Origin of the sequence: Brevundimonas sp. (assembly GCF_030682035.1) — a bacterium.
In the GTDB taxonomy this organism is placed as follows: Bacteria; Pseudomonadota; Alphaproteobacteria; order Caulobacterales; family Caulobacteraceae; genus Brevundimonas.
Genome location: NZ_JAUXQZ010000002.1, coordinates 74,542 through 90,515 on the forward strand (window position 1 = coordinate 74,542; position 15,974 = coordinate 90,515).

General features: G+C 66.4%; 16 protein-coding genes and 2 tRNA genes. 11 read left to right on the plus strand and 7 right to left on the minus strand.

Going from position 1 to position 15,974, the window contains the following annotated elements:
• Positions 1-15: 15 nt before the first annotated feature.
• From parC to Q8K49_RS00455, 3 genes are all read left to right on the plus strand, one after another.
• Positions 16-2,217 carry a DNA topoisomerase IV subunit A gene (parC, locus tag Q8K49_RS00445; RefSeq protein ID WP_305303460.1) on the plus strand — a complete coding sequence of 734 codons (2,202 nt, stop codon included), beginning with the start codon at positions 16-18 and terminating at the stop codon, positions 2,215-2,217.
• Between the two features lie 80 nt (positions 2,218-2,297).
• Positions 2,298-2,876 carry a LemA family protein gene (locus Q8K49_RS00450; RefSeq protein WP_305303461.1) on the plus strand — a complete coding sequence of 193 codons (579 nt, stop codon included), beginning with the start codon at positions 2,298-2,300 and terminating at the stop codon, positions 2,874-2,876.
• Between the two features lie 12 nt (positions 2,877-2,888).
• Positions 2,889-3,920 carry a M48 family metallopeptidase gene (locus tag Q8K49_RS00455; protein ID WP_305303462.1) on the plus strand — a complete coding sequence of 344 codons (1,032 nt, stop codon included), beginning with the start codon at positions 2,889-2,891 and terminating at the stop codon, positions 3,918-3,920.
• A 71-nt stretch (positions 3,921-3,991) separates the two neighbouring features.
• Here Q8K49_RS00455 and Q8K49_RS00460 read toward each other — a convergent pair whose 3' ends face one another.
• The 3 genes from Q8K49_RS00460 to Q8K49_RS00470 all read right to left on the minus strand — a co-directional run bounded on the left by Q8K49_RS00460 (position 3,992) and on the right by Q8K49_RS00470 (position 6,153).
• The gene (locus Q8K49_RS00460) at positions 3,992-4,321 is read right to left on the minus strand and encodes a hypothetical protein (RefSeq protein ID WP_305303463.1); all 330 of its coding nucleotides are present in this window, start codon (positions 4,319-4,321) and stop codon (positions 3,992-3,994) included.
• Between the two features lie 74 nt (positions 4,322-4,395).
• Positions 4,396-5,127 carry an arginyltransferase gene (locus tag Q8K49_RS00465; RefSeq protein WP_305303464.1) on the minus strand — a complete coding sequence of 244 codons (732 nt, stop codon included), beginning with the start codon at positions 5,125-5,127 and terminating at the stop codon, positions 4,396-4,398.
• A 123-nt stretch (positions 5,128-5,250) separates the two neighbouring features.
• A complete protein-coding gene (locus tag Q8K49_RS00470) occupies positions 5,251-6,153 on the minus strand; it encodes a flagellar motor protein MotB (RefSeq protein ID WP_305303465.1) in 903 nt (300 codons plus the stop codon).
• Positions 6,154-6,267: 114 nt separating this feature from the next.
• On the opposite strand from Q8K49_RS00470, the gene Q8K49_RS00475 reads away from it, so the two are divergent.
• The 3 genes from Q8K49_RS00475 to Q8K49_RS00485 all read left to right on the plus strand — a co-directional run bounded on the left by Q8K49_RS00475 (position 6,268) and on the right by Q8K49_RS00485 (position 9,003).
• Complete coding sequence (locus Q8K49_RS00475) at positions 6,268-6,765, plus strand: flavin reductase family protein (RefSeq protein WP_305303466.1); 498 nt, start codon at positions 6,268-6,270, stop codon at positions 6,763-6,765.
• Positions 6,762-7,631 carry an NAD(P)-dependent oxidoreductase gene (locus Q8K49_RS00480; protein ID WP_305303467.1) on the plus strand — a complete coding sequence of 290 codons (870 nt, stop codon included), beginning with the start codon at positions 6,762-6,764 and terminating at the stop codon, positions 7,629-7,631. The genes Q8K49_RS00475 and Q8K49_RS00480 overlap by 4 nt, the downstream gene beginning before the upstream one ends.
• A 151-nt stretch (positions 7,632-7,782) precedes the next feature.
• Complete coding sequence (locus tag Q8K49_RS00485) at positions 7,783-9,003, plus strand: hypothetical protein (protein ID WP_305303468.1); 1,221 nt, start codon at positions 7,783-7,785, stop codon at positions 9,001-9,003.
• Between the two features lie 61 nt (positions 9,004-9,064).
• Here the strand turns inward: Q8K49_RS00485 and Q8K49_RS00490 are convergent, their stop codons facing one another.
• Positions 9,065-9,910 carry a serine protease gene (locus Q8K49_RS00490; RefSeq protein WP_305303469.1) on the minus strand — a complete coding sequence of 282 codons (846 nt, stop codon included), beginning with the start codon at positions 9,908-9,910 and terminating at the stop codon, positions 9,065-9,067.
• An 85-nt stretch (positions 9,911-9,995) separates the two neighbouring features.
• On the opposite strand from Q8K49_RS00490, the gene Q8K49_RS00495 reads away from it, so the two are divergent.
• Both Q8K49_RS00495 and Q8K49_RS00500 read left to right on the plus strand, forming a co-directional pair.
• Entirely contained in the window at positions 9,996-12,176 is a 2,181-nt protein-coding gene (locus Q8K49_RS00495) for a S9 family peptidase (RefSeq protein WP_305303470.1), read from the plus strand.
• Positions 12,177-12,194: 18 nt separating this feature from the next.
• Entirely contained in the window at positions 12,195-12,752 is a 558-nt protein-coding gene (locus Q8K49_RS00500; RefSeq protein ID WP_305303471.1) for a GNAT family N-acetyltransferase, read from the plus strand.
• A gap of 10 nt (positions 12,753-12,762) precedes the next feature.
• Here Q8K49_RS00500 and Q8K49_RS00505 read toward each other — a convergent pair whose 3' ends face one another.
• Positions 12,763-13,191 (minus strand): response regulator, encoded by a 429-nt coding sequence (locus Q8K49_RS00505; protein ID WP_305303472.1) that lies wholly within the window; start codon positions 13,189-13,191, stop codon positions 12,763-12,765.
• 140 nt (positions 13,192-13,331) lie between these two features.
• Between Q8K49_RS00505 and Q8K49_RS00510 the strand changes: the two genes are divergently transcribed.
• Entirely contained in the window at positions 13,332-13,949 is a 618-nt protein-coding gene (locus Q8K49_RS00510; RefSeq protein ID WP_305303473.1) for a sensor histidine kinase, read from the plus strand.
• Between the two features lie 57 nt (positions 13,950-14,006).
• Here Q8K49_RS00510 and Q8K49_RS00515 read toward each other — a convergent pair.
• A tRNA-Gln gene (locus Q8K49_RS00515) sits at positions 14,007-14,080 on the minus strand.
• Between the two features lie 156 nt (positions 14,081-14,236).
• Here Q8K49_RS00515 and Q8K49_RS00520 point away from each other — a divergent pair.
• Positions 14,237-14,313: transfer RNA gene (locus tag Q8K49_RS00520), tRNA-Pro, on the plus strand.
• Positions 14,314-14,397: 84 nt separating this feature from the next.
• On the opposite strand, the gene ilvC is transcribed toward Q8K49_RS00520, so the two are convergent.
• A complete protein-coding gene (gene ilvC, locus Q8K49_RS00525) occupies positions 14,398-15,414 on the minus strand; it encodes a ketol-acid reductoisomerase (protein ID WP_305303474.1) in 1,017 nt (338 codons plus the stop codon).
• Between ilvC and Q8K49_RS00530 the strand changes: the two genes are divergently transcribed.
• Positions 15,413-15,961: a DUF924 family protein gene (locus Q8K49_RS00530; protein ID WP_305303475.1), complete on the plus strand. Its 549-nt coding sequence runs from the start codon at positions 15,413-15,415 to the stop codon at positions 15,959-15,961. The genes ilvC and Q8K49_RS00530 overlap by 2 nt on opposite strands.
• Positions 15,962-15,974: the final 13 nt, after the last annotated feature.

The window sequence follows — 15,974 nt, forward strand, 5'->3', positions numbered from 1 at the left end:
GCCGATTCGGATCCCATGACCGTTCACACCCCGCCGCCCGAAGGCGGCCGCATCGTCGATGAGCCGATGAGCGAGGCGCTGTCGCGCCGCTATCTGGCCTATGCGCTGTCGACCATCACCAACCGGGCGCTGCCGGACGTTCGAGACGGCTTCAAGCCGGTGCACCGGCGCATCATGTACGCCATGCATGCCATGCGTCTGAACCCCCAGGCGGCGGCGCGAAAATGCGCCAAGGTCGTCGGCGAGGTCATGGGCGGCTATCATCCCCATGGCGACGCCTCGATCTATGACGCCCTGGTGCGCCTGGCGCAGGACTTTTCGCAGCGCTATCCGCTGGTCGACGGCCAGGGCAATTTCGGCAATATCGACGGCGATAACGCCGCGGCCATGCGCTACACCGAGTGCAAGCTGACGGCCGCCGCGGTCCTCCTGATGGAGGGCATCGATCAGGACTCGGTGGATTTCAAGGCCACCTATGACGATCAGGACGAGGAGCCGATCGTCCTGCCGGCCGGCTTCCCCAACCTGCTGGCCAACGGCTCGTCCGGCATCGCCGTCGGCATGGCCACCTCGATCCCGCCGCACAATGTCGGCGAGCTGATCGACGCCTGTCATCTGCTGCTCGACCGGCCCGACGCCACCACCGAAGAACTGGTGACTATCGTTCCCGGCCCCGACTTCCCGACCGGCGGCGTCGCCGTGGAGGGGCATGCCTCGATCCTCGACGCCTATCAGACCGGCCGGGGCGGGGTTCGCCTGCGCGCGCGCTGGGAGACCGAGGACCTCGGCCGGGGCGTCTGGCGCATCATTGTCACCGAGATGCCGTATCAGGTGCAGAAGTCCAAGCTTATCGCCGACCTCGCCGACCTGATCGAGCACAAGAAGGCGCCCCTGCTGGGCGACGTACGCGACGAGTCGGCCGAGGACATCCGGCTGGTCATCGAGCCGAAGAGCCGCACCGTCGAGCCCGAGGTGCTGATGGAGAGCCTGTTCAAACTCTCCGACCTCGAGGTCCGCTTCCCGATCAATATGAATGTGCTCGACGCCACCGGCACCCCGCGCATCATGGGGCTGAAAGCCTGTCTGCAGGCCTTCCTCGATCACCGGCGCGAAGTGCTGGTGCGGCGAGCCGGGTGGCGGATCGACCGGGTCGAGAAGCGACTGCATCTGCTGGAAGGCCTGCGGATCGTCTTCCTTAACATCGATGAGGTCATCCGCATCGTCCGCGAGGAGGAACAGCCCAAGGCCGTCCTGATCGCACGCTTCGGGCTCAGCGAGCTTCAGGCCGACTTCATCCTCGACACCCGACTGCGCCAGCTGGCGCGGATCGAGGAGATGACAATCGAGAAAGAATACAAAGCGCTGGCCGACGAACTTGCAGCACTACAGTCGCTGTCGTCCTCTCCGGCCAAGCAATGGAAACAGGTCGGCAAGGATCTGGAGGCCGTGCGCAAGGCGCTGGTCTCGCCCCGCCGCACCACCATCGCCGAGGCGGTCGACTCATCGGCCTTCGTCTCCGTAGAGGCCTTTATCCCGCGCGAGGCCATCACCGTCATCCTGTCCGAACGCGGCTGGATCCGCGCCGCCCGGGGCAAGGTCGAGGACCCGTCCGAGCTCAAGTTCAAGGAGGGCGACAGCCTGGCCTTCCTGGTGCCCGGCTATACGACCGACAAGATCCTCGTCGCCGCCTCCGACGGCCGCATCTTCACGGTCGGCGCCGACAAGCTGGCCTCAGGCCGGGGCCATGGCGAGCCGCTGCGGCTGATGATCGAGCTCGACGAAAAGGCCGAGATCGTCAATCTGCTGATGCACCAGCCCGGCGGCAAACTGCTGGTCGCCTCGAAAGCCGGATACGGCTTCATCGCCCCCGAGGACGAGCTTCTGGCCCAGAAGCGCGGCGGCAAACAGGTGCTGAACGGGGAGATGCTGGCCGCCCTGCGCGTCGCCGGCGACCACGTCGCGGCGATCGGCGACAATATCAAGGCCCTGATCTTCCCGCTCGCCGACCTGCCCGAGATGGGCCGCGGCAAGGGGGTCAAGCTGCAGACCTACAAACAGGGCGGCCTCGCCGACGTCGCGGTCTTCGACGGCGCCCACGGCCCCGAATGGGTCGACGGCGGCGGCCGCCGCCGCAACTGGCCCGACTGGAAGGACTGGCTCGGCAAACGCGCCGGGGCCGGACGGCAGGGGCCGCGGGGGCTGCGCAAATTCAGGTGACGCCGATTTCACTATCGACCGTCGCCCCGGCGCCCGATAATCGCTGAACGGTCGATCATCGACCGAGGTTGGAGACCGCCATGCTGACCACCCTGATCGTCATCGCCGTCATTGTCGCCGTAGTGCTGTTCGTGGTCGTCGGCGCCTACAACAGGCTGGTTGCGCTGGATCAGCGCGCCGACCAGTCGTTCGCCGACATCGACGTGCAGCTGAAGCAGCGCCAGGACCTGATCCCCAATCTGGTCGAGACGGTGAAGGGCTACGCCACCCATGAGCGCGGCACGCTGGACGCTGTCACCCAGGCCCGCGCCGCAGCCGCCGGCGCGACCTCGGTCAACGACAAGGTCCAGGCCGAAAACATGCTGACCGGCGCCCTGGGCCGTTTGTTCGCGGTCGCTGAGGCCTATCCCGACCTGAAGGCCAACACCAACTATCTGGAGCTGCAGCGCGAGCTGTCGGACATCGAGAACAAGCTGGCCGCCGCGCGCCGCTTCTTCAACAACACGGTCTCGGAGTTCAACGCCGTGCGCCGTCAGTTCCCGACCGTCCTGTTCGCCGGCATGGTCGGCTTCGGCAGCGACAAGCCCTTCTTCGACGTCGGCGAGGCTGATCGAGCCACGATGAACGCCGCCCCGCCCAAGGTCAGCTTCACGGCTTAGAGGATCGTCTCGATGGCCGCCGTCGGGCTTCAGACCCATATCTGGGCGAACAATACCCGCTCGGTCCTGCTGCTGGTCGCCTTTCCGGTGCTGATGGTCGGCATCCTCTACGGGGCGCAGCTGATCCTGATGGGGTTCGGTTTCCTGCCGGGGACCGGCCGGGGGCTCGGCGATGACATGGCGCTGGCGGCGTCGTGGCTGGGCTGGACCGTGCCGATGGCCGGGGTCGCGGCGGCCATCTGGTTCGCCATCGCCTATTTCGGCAGCCAGACCATGGTCGACCTGATGACCGGGGCCCGGAAGGTTGAGCGGCGGTCCGAGCCGGACCTGTACAATCTGCTGGAAAACCTGGCGATTTCGCGCGGTCTGCAGACGCCGACGCTGCGGATCATCGAGAGCGACAGCCTGAACGCCTTCGCCACCGGCCTGCACGAGGGCCAGTACAGCATCACCGTGACCCGCGGCCTGATGACGGCCCTGACCCGCGGCGAACTGGAAGCGGTGCTCGCCCATGAGCTGACCCACGTCATCAACAGGGACGTGCGGACCATGGTGATCGCCTCGATCTTCGCGGGGATCATCAGCGTCATTGCCGAACTGGTGTTCCGGGGCCTGTTCTATTCACGCGGCGGCGGAAAGCGGGACAACAAGAACGCCTTGCCGCTGATCCTCATCGGTTTGGCCTTCGCCGCCATCGGATTCACCCTCGCGATTGTCATTCGGATGATGCTTTCGCGGACGCGCGAGTTCGTCGCCGACGCGGGGGCGGTCGAACTGACCAAGAACCCCGACGCCATGATCTCGGCCCTGCGCAAGGTTGAGGGCCGGTCCAGCCTGAAGGGGCCGGATGAGGTGCAGCAACTGTTTCTCGACAATCAGCCCAACGGCGTGGGGCTGGAAGGGATGTTCGCCACCCATCCGCCGATCCAGAAGCGGATCGACGCGCTGGTGAAGTTTGGGGGCGGGGTGGATCCGGGGGCGTGGTCGGGCGAGGAGCCGCAGGCTTTCGGGACTTCCGTGCCGAGCACAGCAAGGCTGCCGTGATGATTGCGCTCCTGGTGGCAGCTCACAGTCGTAGCGAGGGTGTCCGGACCGCGATCCCGCAGAAGGCTCGCCTAGGCTTGGAGCCGGTCGATAACGGCGCCGCATTCGTCAACCTGATGGTTGAGTTGTTCAACCCAATCGGCAGTGGCTGTCTCGACGTCGGCGTCCGGGTCCAGAAACCTAAGAGGCGCCGTAATGCCGTCCGTGCGCTCCAACACAGCCGATGAGACGTGGTCCCGGTCGATCCCCAAAGGCGCGCCGAGTCTAACGGCGATGATCTCGAACGCACCCGCCATTTGGTTCATCTCTGACTCTCGGTCAGCGTTGCCCATCTGGCCGGAAAGGACGCTGGAGAGCGCATGGACAGCCGAGCACTGTATGGCGACCTCATAGTCCTGCATCGGCGAAGTTACTTGATGGCTAGCGGGCGACGCTACAGCCAGGAGAATTGTCAGGGACAGCAACGTATTTCCAATCAATCCATCCGCTCCCAGCCCAGCTTGGTCAGCTGTTCCATCGGGCGGAACCCGGCCTTGTAATCCATCTTCTTCGAGCCACGAACCCAGTACCCGAGGTACACGAAGGGCAGGCCGACAATCTGCGCTTGGCGCACATGGTCGAGAATGGCGAACCGGCCGAGGCTGCGGGCGTCCAGCGCCGGATCGAAGAAGCTGTAGACCATGGACAGACCGTCCCCGAGCAGGTCGGTCAGGCAGACGCCGACCAGATCGCCGGGGCCGCCGTCGGGCGAGGGCAGGCGGTATTCGATCAGATGTGTCCGGACGGCCGTGTCCTCGACCATGGCGATATAGTCGAGCCACCCCATGCTACTCATTCCGCCGCCCGGATGGCGGCCGTGAAGGTAGCGACGCAGCAGGTCGAACTGTTCTGTCGTGGCCTCGGCCTCGACCAGATCGCGGGACAGATCAGCGTTTCGGTTCAAGACCTTGCGTTGGGACCTTGAGAAGTTGAATTCCGGCACAGGCAACCGCACCGAGACGCAGGCGTCACAGGATTCACAGGCCGGGCGATAGGCGATGTTCTGGCTGCGGCGGAAGCCCGCCTGGGTCAGTTCGTCATTGACGTGAACGCCCTCGCTGAACGGCAGGTTGGCGAACACCTTCCGCTCGGTCTGGCCCGGCAAATAGGGGCAGGGGGCCACGGTCGTCATGTAGAAGCGTAGCTGACGCTGGGGAACGAAGGTCACGGCCTCAGGTCCGCATCCAATTTCGCCGACAGTGGGGCGCTGGCCGTTTCATGCCCGGATTTGCACCCGCGTCGCGGCGCGGGGCAAGACCCTTCGCCCCACACAAGCATGCGGGGCGCCGGTTCACAGGCTGGTGTCCGTCGGCAGGACCGGCGCCTCGCGCAACAGGACGATGGCGATGCGGCGGTTCCCGGCCAGGGTGGGGTCGTCGGGATACAGCGGGTCGGAGCCGGCCTTGCCCGACACCTGATAGACCCGGTCCGCATCCACGCCGGCGCTCTGCAGGATCAGGCGCGAAGCGTTTGCGCGGGCTGAAGACAGGGGCCAGTCCGTCGGCAGGGTCGCCCGGTTTGACCCGGGCGCCGCTGAGGTGTGGCCGGTGATCGAGATGCGGTTGGGAAGTTGGGTGATGACCCGCGATATGGTCCGCAGCAGCAGCTGGGCGCGGGCGTTCGGGCGAGCGGAGGCCGGGTCAAACATCGAGCGACCCTCCTGGTCCACCAGCTGGATGCGCAGGCCTTCTGGCGTCTGGTCGATAATCAGCTGTTTCGACAGCTCGGCCAGTTCGGGCATCGACTGCATCGCCTGGCGCAGCGATTCGGCGGCCGAGGCGAACTCGGCGGCCTCGCGTCGGGCGACCTCCTCGCGCAGGGCTTCCTCACTGGCGGCGGCGAGGTTTGCGTTCTGGCCGACCTCCTGGGGCGAGTCAGCCGGAGCTTCGGGCGCCAGTTCACTGATCACGGATTGCGAACCCGAACTCTTCGCGCCGTCATCACCGAGCGAAGTGCCGCCCAGAATGCCGCCGGAGCCTGACGTGGTCGAGGAGACGCTGGCCGGGGCGAAATATTCGGCGATGCCGCGCTTCTGTTCCGGATCGGTCGTGTTGATCAGCCACATCAGCAGGAAGAAGGCCATCATGGCCGTCACGAAGTCGGCATAGGCGACCTTCCAGGCGCCGCCATGGTGACCGCCTCCGACGACCTTTTTGATCTTCTTGATGAGGATCGGACGATCGCTCAGGGACATGGGGGCGCGGACCTTTGGCGGAGAACTCCGGGGCAGGGTGGGGGCGTCAAGGTTAAGGCCGCGTTTCCCATGGCGCGGCTTGCCCGGACGCAGTCGGTCGCATAGTCGTCAGACGTGAGCAGTTCCGATCCCGCCGCCTTTGACCTTGCCGCCTATCGCCGGGCGCTTGGTGGATTCGCGACCGGGGTCTGCGTCGTGACGGCCCATACGCCGGACGGGCCATACGGCATCACGATCAACTCATTCACCTCCGTGTCCCTGAAGCCGCCGCTGGTGCTGTGGTGTCTGGATCGCGCCTCCGACCGGCACGACGGCTTCGCGGGCGCCGAACGGTTCGCGGTGCATATGCTGCCGGTCGAGGACCGGGAGATGTCGGACCGGTTCGCCTGGGGGATTTGTCGCCTGTCGTCGGACGAATTCGACAATTCCAGCGCGGAGCCGCCGATCCTGAAGAACGCCCTTACACGGCTGGACTGCGTCGCCACGGAGCGAATCGTCATGGGCGACCATCTCACCATCGTCGGGGCCGTGAAGGCGTTCGAGACCCGGCCCGGGGCGGGCCTCACCTATTTCCGTGGACGCTACGGCGTCGCCGAGGAGCCGGGCGTATGAAGATCGGTTTCGCGGGCCTGGGCGTTATGGGCGGGCCGATGGCCCGGCATCTGGTTCGGGCGGGACATGAGGTGGCCGGCTTCAACCGCTCCCCGGACAAGGCGCGCGTCTGGTCGGAGGCGACCGACGGCCGATTCGCCGCCTCGGTCGCGGAGGCTGCCGCCGGCGCAGAGCTGCTGATTCTGTGCGTCGGCAATGACGATGACGTACGGCAGGTCACGGGCGAGGCGCTGCCGCATCTGGCCGACGGGGCCGTGATCCTCGACCACACCACGACTTCGGCCCGGGTGGCGCGCGAAATGGCCGCGCTGGCGGCGGAACAGGGGCGTGCCTTCATCGATGCGCCCGTCTCCGGCGGTCAGGCGGGAGCCGAGAATGGCCAGCTGAGCGTCATGGCGGGCGGCGACGCGAGGGCGCTGGCGCGGGTCCAGCCCACCTTGATGGCCTATTCGAAGGCGGTGAAACACATGGGGCCGTCCGGGTCGGGCCAGCTGACCAAGATGGTCAATCAGATCGCCATCGCCGGGGTCGTCCAAGGGCTGGCCGAGGCCGTGCATTTCGCCGAAGTTGCGGGCCTGGATACCGATGCGGCCTATGACGCCATCTCCAGGGGCGCGGCCCAATCCTGGCAGATGGACAACCGTTGGAAGACCATGGCCGAGGGCAAGTTTGATTTCGGCTTCGCCGTCGACTGGATGCGCAAGGACCTGGGCCTGGTGCTGGATGAGGCGCGGACCAACGGAGCCCATCTGTCGCTGACGGCGCTGGTGGATCAGTTTTACTCTGAAGTGCAGTCCATGGGCGGCGCGCGCTGGGACACGTCGAGCCTTGCAGCGCGGCTACAGGATGGGAAGCCGCGCGTCTGAACGTAACAATCGACACAAGTGGTTCACCACGCGGTCGTCCCCGTGTGGCTGCCCTGTAACAGCTTGACGCTAGACCTGCCCCGCATCGGGCAGGGGGTCGGGCATGCTTCAGAATCGCTCCGTGACGGGCCGAGTCCGATCAGGGTGCCGGATGTTTGGAGGCCGCCCCCGTGCCGTCGCGGTCCTGATCACTGCTCTTCTTCTCGCCGCTGTTCCGCTGATCGGAAGCGCCCGCACGGCGTCGCTGGCCAGCCGCTCTGTCGGATATGTCGGCTCGGCGACCGACGGCGGGCACTATGACTACGCCGGACTGGTTCACGTCCATACGACCTACTCGGACGATGCCACCGGAACCTATGAAGACCTGGCCCGCGTCGCGGGCGACCAGGGCATCCGGTTCTTGGTGGTCACCGATCACGAGACGCTGAAAGCCATTGGAGACGGCAAACAGGGCTGGCGCGACGGCGTGCTGATGCTGACAGGCGTCGAAAACGCCCGACCGGAAGGCCACCTGCTGGGGATGGGTATAACCAACGCCCCCAACAGTCGTGAAATCCCCACAACGGCCTATCTGCAAGCAGTCAAGGCGCAGGACGGTCTGAGCATTCTGGCCCATCCGGCGCATCGGAAATGGGCGTGGGACGGCCCCGTCGATGAGCGTATCGACGGGATCGAAATCCTTGATCTGGCGGACCAGTTCTATGCCGCGCCGCTGGAAGCCAAGCTGGCAGCAGTCGCCATGCTGCCGGTCAACCGGATCGCGGGCTATCTGGAACTGGGAACAAAGGCCGAGCCCGCGCTCCGAATCTGGGACCGGATCACCCAGCAGCGTCGGTTTGTCGGCCTGTACGCCGCTGATCTGCACCAGGCCATCGAGCTGTGGGGCGAAGAGAAGTTGGTCTTTCCGCCGGCGGAGGACGTCATGCGGATCGCTCGCAATCATATCGTTTCGGCCAAGCCGTTTTCGGGGGAGTTCACCGCCGATTCGGCCCTTGCGTACGGCGCGATCCGGGCCGGGCATCTCTATGTGGCGGTGGATGTTCTGGGAGATTCCACGGGGTTCATGTTCAAGGCGAGGAATGGCGAGGCCGAGGCGTGGATGGGTGACGAGATCCGCGCAGCGCCCGGAACACGCTACACGGTGGATCTGCCGGCGAGCGCTCAGAGGCTGGAAGCGGTCGTCCGTGTCCTGCGTAACGGCATCGAAGTGGCGCAGTCCGCGGCGGGACAGCGGGTCTACCACTATGTGGACGACCGGCCGGGGATCTATCGGGTTGAGGTAACCACCATAGTGCCGACCGCGTTCGGACCCGATCGCGAGATGACCTGGATCTACGCCAACCCGATCTATGCCCGGGGCGCGGTCGTTTGATTGAGCCAATTTCGCATAATATCTCTTATGCGCATTGCGGCTATAGACGAACGGAACTCCGCTACGGCCCCTCTCCCACCGTCGATGCGGCGTCCAGCAGGGCGATGGCCTCGCGCACATAGACGGCATGCGCGACCACCCCGATGCCGAGCGGTTCGTCAGACGGGCGCACCTCGGACGTCAGCACCCCGGCGATGAACGGATGATCGGGCTGGACCGTCCCGGGCAGTTTCCGTGCCGCGGGAGTCCAGAAAACCGGTCCGCCTGAGTTTCCCGGAAAAACTGGAAAATCAAGCAGGAAAACCGGAAAGCTCCGAACCGGCGTCAGCGGCCACGAAGCGATCCGTCCGGTGCGCAGGATCGGAAACCCCGCCGTATTGGAGGAATAGCCGCGCGGAAAGCCGAGGGTCAGCAGTTCGTCGCCCGGCCCGACCTGCCAGCTGTCCAGGTCCTCTCCCCTGGCGAGCCAGCCCAGCGGGATGGCGGCGCGGGCGAAGACCGGCGGGGCCGAAATCTCCATCACGGCGATGTCGCGCTGCGGATGTTTGGTCCAGACCGGATCGCCCGCCGTGTCGCGGATGCGCAAGGGATCAGGCGCGAACCGCCAGCCCCCACCCGGCATTTCGCTGCGCCAGCCGACGCGGGCCTCGCGGCCGGCCATGCCGTGCAGCACATGATGGGCGGTTACCAGCACGGTGCGCGCCGTGCCGTCCGGGCGCGGCGCGTCGATCAGAAAAGCCGTTCCGACGCGACGGGTGCCGTCGCCGTTGTTCTGGTCGATCTGCACGGTGGCGCTGATCAGGCCGAGGGTCAGATCCCAGGCGGGAGCCGCGAGCTCCGCGATCGGCGGCTCCTGGACCTGGACCTGCTCCCAGGCGGGTTGGGGCGGCGTCTGAAGATCGAACATCGTCCCTGCCCGGTTACTGGAGTTTGTCATTTGACGGCGGGCGGCCGGCGCGCACAAGGTCCGGCGTCATTTCAGGGGCTTCGACATGAATCGCCGCGACCTTCTCGCCACATCCGCCGCCGTGCTCGCGGCGAGCGCCCTTCCCGCCCAAACCCGCCCATCCGGAGCCTCGATGTCCCAAGGAACGCCCGTCCCGCCCGTCGCGAAGAAAATTCCGGTCCGCATCGAGCAGCTGGGGCGCGTCCGCACCGACGACTATCAGTGGATGAAGGACGACAACTGGCAGGCGGTGCTGCGCGACCCGACGCTGATCAAGGCCGACGTCAAGGAACACCTCGAGGCCGAGAACGCCTATCGCGAGGCGATGATGGCCTCGACCCAGCCGCTGCAGGCCACAATGTTCGAGGAGATGAAGGGGCGGATCAAGGAGGCGGACAGCTCGGTCCCCTCGCCTGACGGCTCTTGGGAATATTACGTCGAGTACCGGACCGGGGATCAGCATCCGCGATACATGCGCAAGCCGCGCGGCGGCGGCGGCGAGGTGCAACTGCTCCTCGACGCCAATGCGCTCGCCGAGGGCAAGGCCTATTCCGAGGTTTCGTCCACGGACCACAGCCCGGACCACGCCCTGTTCGCCTTTTCGGAGGACGCACAAGGCTCCGAGGTGCACCAGATCTTTGTGAGGGACCTAGCCACGGGTGCGGTTCTACCCGACCCGATCGGTTCGGCGACCGGCGACTTCACCTTCTCGCCGGACAGCCAGTGGATCTTCTGGACCAATCGCGACGACAACGGCCGGCCGGACAAGATTTTCCGCCGCCCGGCCCGCGGCGGCGAGACCTCGCTGGTCTATGAAGAGGCCGACGACGGACTGTTCATGAGCGTCGGCCGCACCGCCGACGACGCCTTTGTCCTGATCTCCATCGCCAACCAGGAGACGTCCGAAGCCCGGGTCATTCCGGCTGCGACGCCGACCGCCACGCCGGTCGTTCTGGAGCCGCGCCACGTCGGCCGGCTCTATGACGCCGACCACTGGGGCGACCGCTGGGTGCTCCGGACGAATGCCGATGACTCGATCGACTTCAGGATCGTCGAGGCTCCGACGGCGACGCCGGGCAAGGCCCACTGGACCGACCTGGTCGCCCATACGCCGGGCCGCTACATCGAGGGCGTGGCGTTGGTGAAGGACTATATCGGCCGTCAGGAACGGGCCGACGCCAATACGAAGATCGTCATCCGCCACCGTTCAGGCGCTGAGCACGAGATCGCGGTGGACGAACCCGCCTACTCCCTGTCGCTGGCCGGGGCGTCGGAGTTCGACACGACAATCATGCGCTACGTCTACAACTCGCCGTCCACGCCGACCTCGACCTATGACTATGATCTGACCACGCGGGAGCGGACCCTGCGCAAGGTGCAGGAGGTCCCGTCCGGCCACACCGTCTCCGACTATGTGGTCGAGCGGCTGAACGCCCCTGCCCCGGACGGCGAACTGGTGCCGGTGACCGTGCTGCGGCGCAGGGACACGCCGGTCGACGGGTCGGCCCCGCTGCTGCTCTACGGCTACGGCTCGTATGGAATTCCGATGTCCGCGAGCTTCTCGACCAACCGGCTGTCGCTGGTTGACCGCGGCTGGATCTACGCCATCGCCCACATCCGGGGAGGCTCGGACAAGGGCTGGGGTTGGTTCCTGAACGCCCGGCGTTTCACCAAGAAGAACACCTTCACCGACTTCATCGCCACCGCCGAGCATCTGATCTCGAGCGGCCACGGCAAGGCCGGCCATATCGTAGCCCAGGGCGGGTCGGCGGGCGGCCTGCTGATGGGGGCGGTCACCAACATGCGGCCCGATCTGTGGGCCGGCGTCATCGGCCAGGTGCCGTTCGTCGATGTGATCAACACCATGAGCGACACCAGCCTGCCGCTGACGCCGCCCGAATGGCCCGAGTGGGGCAATCCGATCGAGGACCCCGAGGCCTACGACTATATGATGAGCTACAGCCCCTATGATCAGGTCGGGCCGATGGCCTATCCGGCGGTGCTGGCCACCGGCGGCCTGTCGGACCCCCGCGTGACCTATTGGGAGCCGGAGAAGTGGGTGGCCAGGCTGCGGCCGGCCACGACCTCGGGCAAGCCGATCCTGCTGAAGATCAATATGGAGGCCGGGCACGGCGGGTCATCGGGGCGGTTCGACTATCTGAAGGAGGTCGCCCACGACTACGCCTTCGCGGTTTGGGCTATCGACAAGGGCTGGGGGCGGGTCTGACCCGCTCCCCCGTTTCCGATGGGTCCTGAGCTGAGAGATGCGACCGGGAGCGACCTGCCCGCGATCACCGCCCTCTACGCCCGTGAGGTCGAGGGCGGCACCGCCACCTTCGAGACCGCGCCGCCGAGCCCGGGGGAGATGGCGCAGCGTTTCGCGGCGGTCAGGGGACACGCCCTGCCCTGGCTGGTCGCGGAGATCGACGGCGTCTTCGCCGGCTATGCCTATGTCTCGCCGTTCCGGCCGCGACCGGCCTATCGCTACGGCGTCGAGGTCTCGATCTATATCGAGGACCATGCGCGGCGGCGTGGCGTCGGCCGGGCCCTGCTGGAAGCCCTGATCGCGCGGACCCGCGACAGAGGCCTGCGGCATCTGATCGGCGCCATCAGCGACAGCGACACCAGCGCGGCCTCGATAGCCCTGCACCGGGCGCTGGGGTTCCGGAACGCGGGCGTCTATCGCCAGGTCGGCTGGAAATTCGGGCGGTGGCTGGACGTCACCTTGATGCAGCTGGATCTGGACCCGGCCGGCGAGCCGCCGCAGTCTTCGGGGCTGGACCTGTGCGGCGGCCTTGCCTGAACACCCCCGATCAGTGAGGCGGAATCTCCGGCGGGGGCGTGGTCAGCCAAGGCGCCAGGCGGAAGCGGCGCGGGGTCTCGCCGAGGGCGCCTTGCCGGATGAAATGCTGGGCGAAGGCTACGACGTCCCTGATGGTGACCTCATCGAACGGTTTGGACACCACGCCGAGGGCTCCCGCGAAGCCATCGGGAATCTGCTCGGGATTGGCGGTCAGGAAGACCACGGCGCAGCCATATTCGCTGACTACGTATTGGGCGATCTGGGGGCCGGTCAGCCCGTCCAGCAGATTGATGTCGATCAGGGCCAGATCGGGCCGCTCGCGCTCGGCGATGACCAGCGCCCCGGCCTTGTCCATAGCGCAGCCGACCACGTCACAGCCGGATTCGGCCAGAACCAGTTCCAGCTCCATGGCGAGCAAGGCCTGGTCTTCGACAATCATGACCCGAAGGTCGGGTGGATCGGACACAAACTCCCCCGGCACTAATCAGACGTCTCAACACGTTTTGTGTCCGCTAGCGGACACCCTAACGCCTTGATGGCAATTCGGTTCAGTCCGGGCTAGTTAAATCGCGCATTCCAATGCACGGGGGAACAATGGGCGCGGCGGCGGAAGACCAGCTCGTTGAGCTTCAACGGCGGCTGCTTGGGGGGTACCAGCTATTGCAGACGCTGGTCGGAATCCGTCTGCGGGCGGTCACCGATCCCGAAAGCGCGCGGCACCTGAACTGGCTGAGCGACGTCATCGCCGCCATGGACTTGATCAGCCGACGGATCAACGCGGACGGCCCACTGGATTTCGGGGGCTATCTCGAGGACGTGGCCGACTTCTGGAGTCGCGTTTGCGAGGGCCGACCGGTGCGCCTGAAGGTGCGAGGCCAGGCGGCCCTGCTGCCCGACACCCACCTGCTGCCGCTGGCGATCATCACCCACGAGCTGATCTCCAACGCTTGCCGCCACGCCTTCCCGGATGACCGGCGCGGCTCGATCGCCGTGGCTTTTTCGCGGGCCGTTGGCGGCGTCAGCCTGGTAGTGCGCGACTCGGGCGTCGGGGCCGCGAAGCTGGTCCCGGGCGAAGGCCTGTCGCTGGTCCAGGGCCTGGTCGAACACCTCGGCGGCTCGATGAGCATCGAGACGGCCCCGGGAGGCGGGGTCGGCGTGCGGATCAGACTGCCTCTGGATACCTCGCCGGTGCACTGAAGCCGCTCCGCTTCCCCCTGAAGTCCGTCGAAAGGCTGACGCGGTCAGCGGGGCGGATGGCTGGGGAACAAGGACTCGAACCTTGAATGACGGTACCAAAAACCGGAGTGTTACCATTACACCATTCCCCAGCAGGTCCGGCGCATCCGGGGCCGAAGCGCCGGAAGGCGGTCGAGATACGCGAAGGCCGCGGGCGATGCAAGAACCGGTTTCCAGACTATTTTCCCGGACCGCGAAACGACGCTTGCCGGGGTGAAAGCCCGTGGCTATAAGCCCCCTCCTCAAGTCGGAGTGTGGCTCAGCCTGGTAGAGCACTGCGTTCGGGACGCAGGGGTCGGAGGTTCGAATCCTCTCACTCCGACCATAATCTTTCGTGGCGCTAACGCTCGCCGCGCGGCGGCTCGCTGCTTGAGCGCCGAAAGGGGTTTCCCGGCCTCTTCCTTCCTTCTCAATCCCCCGCCTTCGCCGCCACCGCCGTCAGATGCGCGCCCACGACCTCGATCGTGCGGCCGGCCAGCGCCCTGCGGCGGGCCAGAAGGTCGGGCGAGCCGGCGTCATAGTCGGCCATGAGCTTGCGGACAAAGTCGCCTGAGCGAACCTCGGCGAGAACCGTGTCCATGGCCGCCCGCGACGGCTCGCCGATGATGCGCGGGCCGGTCAGATAGGCGCCGTATTCGGCGGTGTTGGAGATGCGGGTGAAAGCCCCGGCGACCCCGCGCTCGAACATCAGGTCGGTGACCAGCTTGACCTCGTAGAAGCATTCGAACCAGGCCACCTCGGGCGGATAGCCGGCGTTCACCAGCTTCATGAAGGCGGCGTCGACCAGTTCGGCCACCCCGCCGCACAGCACCACCTGTTCGCCGAACAGGTCGCTCTCGCATTCGGCGGCGAAGGTGGTCTCGAGAATGCCCTTGCGGCCGCAGCCGAGCGCCGCCGCATAGGAGAGGCCCAGCGCATGGGCGCCGCCCGAGGCGTCCTGATGCACCCCGAACAGGGCGAACACCCCCTGCCCTGCCTCGTACAGGTCGCGGATGCGCGGGCCGATGCCCTTGGGCGAGGCGAGGATGACGTCGAGATCGGGGCGCGGCTCGACCAGGCCGAAACGGACCGACAGGCCGTGGGCGAAGATCAAGGCCGCGCCCGGCTTCATCGCCGGGGCCAGTTCGTCACGCCACAGGTCGCGGTGGGCCTCGTCGGAGACCATGATGGCCGCCACATCGGCCGAGGCGGCGGCCTCGGCGGCGGTCAGGACGGGGAAGCCGTCGGCGAGAGCCTTGGCGCGGGTGGCGGAGGCGGCCTTGAGGCCCACCACGATGTCGGCGACGCCGGAGTCGCGCAGGTTCAACGCATGGGTCCGGCCCTGGCTGCCGTAGCCGATGACGGCGACGCGCTTGCCGCGAATGATCGACAGATCACAGTCGCGGTCATGGAAGACGGGCAAGGGCGTGCTTAGGTGGTCAGTCATGAGCACAGACATAGCGCCTTCCGTCGTCGTCGCCTTCTGGAAAGAGGCCGGTCCGAAGATGTGGTTCGCCAGGGACAAGGCCTTCGACACCCTGTTCCGCGTGCGGTTCGAGGACGCCCACTTCATGGCGGCCCGGCGCGAGCTGGACCCTTGGGCGGAGACGCCGGAGGGGTCGCTGGCGCTGCTGATCCTGCTGGACCAGTTTCCGAGGAACGTCTTCCGGAGTACGGGCCACGCCTTCGCCACCGACCCGCTGGCGCGGATGTTCGCGGTCATGGCCATCGACGGTGGGCAGGACCGGGCGGTTGAGAATGATCTGCGGCGATTCTTCTACCTGCCGTTCCAGCACCATGAGGACATGGCGAGCCAGGCGCGGCAGCTGGCGCTGTTCCAGCGGATGGACCGGGCAGCGGAGGATCGCTGGGCCGAGCATCATCACCGGGTGATTGCGACCTTCGGCCGGTTTCCGCACCGTAACCGCGCACTGGGGCGGGAGACGACGCCGGAGGAGCAGATGTTTCTGGATCAGGACGGATTCCGGGGTTGAGGCCTCGGCTTTT

Coding starts and splice junctions, on each gene's coding strand:
- Q8K49_RS00485 (WP_305303468.1), top strand. CDS start 7,783: ATGTTTGGAGGCCGCCCCCGTGCCGTCGCGGTCCTGATCACTGCTCTT.
- Q8K49_RS00450 (WP_305303461.1), top strand. CDS start 2,298: ATGCTGACCACCCTGATCGTCATCGCCGTCATTGTCGCCGTAGTGCTG.
- Q8K49_RS00470 (WP_305303465.1), bottom strand. CDS start 6,153: ATGTCCCTGAGCGATCGTCCGATCCTCATCAAGAAGATCAAAAAGGTC.
- Q8K49_RS00495 (WP_305303470.1), top strand. CDS start 9,996: ATGAATCGCCGCGACCTTCTCGCCACATCCGCCGCCGTGCTCGCGGCG.
- ilvC (WP_305303474.1), bottom strand. CDS start 15,414: ATGACTGACCACCTAAGCACGCCCTTGCCCGTCTTCCATGACCGCGAC.
- Q8K49_RS00500 (WP_305303471.1), top strand. CDS start 12,195: ATGGGTCCTGAGCTGAGAGATGCGACCGGGAGCGACCTGCCCGCGATC.
- Q8K49_RS00480 (WP_305303467.1), top strand. CDS start 6,762: ATGAAGATCGGTTTCGCGGGCCTGGGCGTTATGGGCGGGCCGATGGCC.
- Q8K49_RS00505 (WP_305303472.1), bottom strand. CDS start 13,191: ATGATTGTCGAAGACCAGGCCTTGCTCGCCATGGAGCTGGAACTGGTT.
- Q8K49_RS00460 (WP_305303463.1), bottom strand. CDS start 4,321: ATGCAGGACTATGAGGTCGCCATACAGTGCTCGGCTGTCCATGCGCTC.
- Q8K49_RS00530 (WP_305303475.1), top strand. CDS start 15,413: ATGAGCACAGACATAGCGCCTTCCGTCGTCGTCGCCTTCTGGAAAGAG.
- Q8K49_RS00510 (WP_305303473.1), top strand. CDS start 13,332: ATGCACGGGGGAACAATGGGCGCGGCGGCGGAAGACCAGCTCGTTGAG.
- parC (WP_305303460.1), top strand. CDS start 16: ATGACCGTTCACACCCCGCCGCCCGAAGGCGGCCGCATCGTCGATGAG.
- Q8K49_RS00490 (WP_305303469.1), bottom strand. CDS start 9,910: ATGTTCGATCTTCAGACGCCGCCCCAACCCGCCTGGGAGCAGGTCCAG.
- Q8K49_RS00455 (WP_305303462.1), top strand. CDS start 2,889: ATGGCCGCCGTCGGGCTTCAGACCCATATCTGGGCGAACAATACCCGC.